Source organism: Mesobacillus sp., from assembly GCF_049588175.1.
In the GTDB taxonomy this organism is placed as follows: Bacteria; Bacillota; Bacilli; order Bacillales; family Cytobacillaceae; genus Mesobacillus.
Map to the genome: position 1 here is coordinate 1 of NZ_JBAVFI010000688.1, position 3070 is coordinate 3070.

3 protein-coding genes are annotated in these 3070 nt (G+C 42.5%); all 3 read left to right on the top strand.

Annotated features, from left to right (window positions below):
* On the top strand, window positions 1-772 hold a 772-nt coding region (locus WB217_RS16685; protein ID WP_423994400.1), incomplete at its 5' end, for an LPXTG cell wall anchor domain-containing protein.
* A 64-nt stretch (window positions 773-836) separates the two neighbouring features.
* Window positions 837-1496 (top strand): class D sortase, encoded by a 660-nt coding sequence (locus WB217_RS16690; protein ID WP_423994401.1) that lies wholly within the window; start codon window positions 837-839, stop codon window positions 1494-1496.
* A 196-nt stretch (window positions 1497-1692) separates the two neighbouring features.
* Entirely contained in the window at window positions 1693-3042 is a 1350-nt protein-coding gene (locus tag WB217_RS16695; RefSeq protein WP_423994403.1) for a glucose-6-phosphate isomerase, read from the top strand.
* Window positions 3043-3070 lie beyond the last annotated feature (28 nt).

Here is a 3070-nt window from a genome sequence, read left to right on the forward strand (position 1 = left end):
GATTCATTTGCATTTAAAGGACTGTACAAGCTCAGCTGCAACAGTATTTGTAGAGCTTAAAGGCGAGTGGAAGGAAATGACCAATCCGGGAAAATCACCACTCTTTAAATTGCTGGATGGCGGGAAATTTGTAAAAGAAGACATCACTGCATTTAAAATTATTTTTACCAGCGGCGGTGAGCTAGTTGTACCGGTAAGCGACCTTAAGGTTGGAGTCGAGGCGGAAGGAACGATTAACTACTGGATGGAAAAATGTGATATGCCTCTGAAAAACACATTCAAGACATTAAGCTTGATGATGGATGACAGCAAAGGCAAAATCGACAGTGCTGCAATAATGATGGTGAATGGGAAACGTATTGAGTTTAAGCTTGTGAATCATATTTGGACAATCTATTTAACAGAAGAAGCGAAAGTGGAAATGCTAACAGGACTCGAATTAACAAGCGATGGAAAAACAAAGGTGATCCCCTTAACCCAATTATCTGATGAAATGGTCCGGCTAGAAGATGGCGTTCTAACCCTTCAAGTGAATTGGAGCATGCAGGGAGAGCTTGTAGGTGAAGAAACTAATGAAGGTGCATCACCAGTTCCTGTGAAGAACTCTGGCTCAGGAAATACACCTGGAGGATCAACTGGTTCCCAAGGCTGGGCTGGTGGCGATGTCCTTCCGCAAACTGGTGAAAGCAGTCGGGTGCTGTACTATATCCTTGGCTTCTTGATTGCAGCAGGAGGAGTTATGCTGAGGTTCAAGAATCCATTGAAGAATTAATTAGTGAAAAAACTTGAGAGGGGAAGACATTCCTCTCTTTATTTATATCTTGAGGTGAAAAATAGTGAAAAAGGTATTTTCGATATTTTTAATCCTGACCGGGTTTACAATCTTCTTTTATCCAGCGATGAAAGATTTATATACATCCTACAGCCAGAAACAAATGATTGACCAGTGGGAAAATCACTCCCTTGTCGAAAATGATGCAGCAGAGAGCCTTGGCGAGCTGGAAGAGGTGTTCAGCATCGAAACGAAGGCTGAAACAGTTGAATCTGCAAATCCTATTATGAATCAAGAAGAGAAAAAAACGGAAGAAAAACAAAAAATGGATCCAGCAATGGTTGGCCTCATTGAAATCGATAAAATTAATTTAAGGCTTCCTGTTCTGAACGGGGCTTCGATGGCTAACATGGCTATTGGTGCCGGTCTTCTGGAAGGAACTGCAATACCGGGTACGGCAGGAAATAGCGCGATTGCCGCCCATCGCAGCAGAGCCTATGGCAAAATGTTCAACCGTCTTGATGAAATCGCTACAGGGGATCTAGTCACGGTAAAAGACAAGAACCAAACCTATCAATATGAGGTTTACGAGACATTAGTCGTCGAACCGAATGACGTATCTGTGCTTGGGGGCAGCAAAGATGAAAAAACACTGACTCTTATTACCTGTACGCCAATTGATACGGCTACGCACAGGTTAATTATCAAGGCGAAAATGCATTAATCTACATGTCCGGGTAACTTCCCGGACTATTGTTTTTACAGGGGTTTAAAAACAATCAATAAGGAAAAAAATAACGAAGTCATGAAGTTTTAAAAATATTTCACAATTGGTCGCGCTTACACTATAGTGTGATTCTTGATTCTTAGTGGAGCTTTCGTTAAAGTGGTAGAGAATACAATTAAATGGAGGATCAGACATGACACATGTTCGTTTTGATTACTCAAAGGCGCTAAGCTTTTTTGGTGAACACGAAGTTACATATTTAAGGGATTTTGTAAAAGTAGCCCATCATTCTTTGCACGAAAAAACAGGTGCGGGCAGTGACTTTTTAGGCTGGATCGACCTGCCTATGAACTATGATAAAGAAGAATTCTCACGCATCCAGAAATCTGCTGAAAAAATCAAAAGCGATTCTGATGTATTGCTTGTTGTTGGAATCGGCGGATCTTATTTAGGAGCTCGTGCTGCACTTGAATTTTTACAGCACAGCTTTTACAACGCTCTTTCAAAAGAAAAACGCAAGACTCCGCAAATTATCTTTATCGGCAACAATATCAGCTCCAGCTATATGACGGACGTGATGGATGTTTTAGAAGGAAAGGACTTCTCGATCAATGTCATTTCCAAGTCTGGTACAACAACTGAGCCTGCGATTGCATTCCGTATCTTCCGTAAGCTTCTTGAAGAAAAATACGGTGTGGAAGAAGCTCGAAAACGCATCTACGCGACAACAGATAAAGCACGCGGGGCATTGAAAACTCTTGCTGACGAAGAAGGCTATGAATCATTTGTGATTGCTGATGATGTCGGCGGACGTTACTCGGTATTGACTGCAGTAGGCTTGCTGCCGATAGCTGTCAGCGGTTCAGACATTGAAGCGATGATGAACGGAGCAGCACAGGCAATGGAAGACTTCAGTAATTCTGAACTTGAAGAAAATGCTGCTTACCAGTACGCCGCAGTCCGCAACGCACTGTACAATAAAGGAAAAACAATCGAAATGTTGATCAACTATGAGCCATCCCTACAGTACTTCTCTGAATGGTGGAAGCAGCTGTTCGGCGAAAGTGAAGGGAAGGATCAGAAGGGAATTTATCCTTCTTCAGCAAACTTCTCAACCGATCTTCACTCTCTTGGACAATACGTGCAGGAAGGCCGACGAGACTTGTTTGAAACCATCATCAAGGTGGAAAAGCCTCGCCATGAAATGGTGATTGAAGAAGCTGACAGCGATTTAGACGGCTTGAACTATCTAGCTGGCAAAACAGTTGATTTCGTGAACAACAAGGCATTTGAAGGTACGATGTTAGCTCATACAGACGGCGGCGTCCCAAACCTTGTCCTTACAATTCCACAGCTGGATGAGTACACATTTGGCTATCTTGTGTATTTCTTTGAAAAAGCATGCGCAATGAGCGGCTACCTGCTTGGAGTAAATCCATTCGACCAGCCAGGTGTAGAAGCATACAAAGTAAATATGTTCGCATTGCTTGGCAAACCAGGCTTCGAGGAAAAGAAAGCAGAACTCGAAAAGCGCCTTAAATAAACATAAAAAGGAGTACCCTTCAACAGGG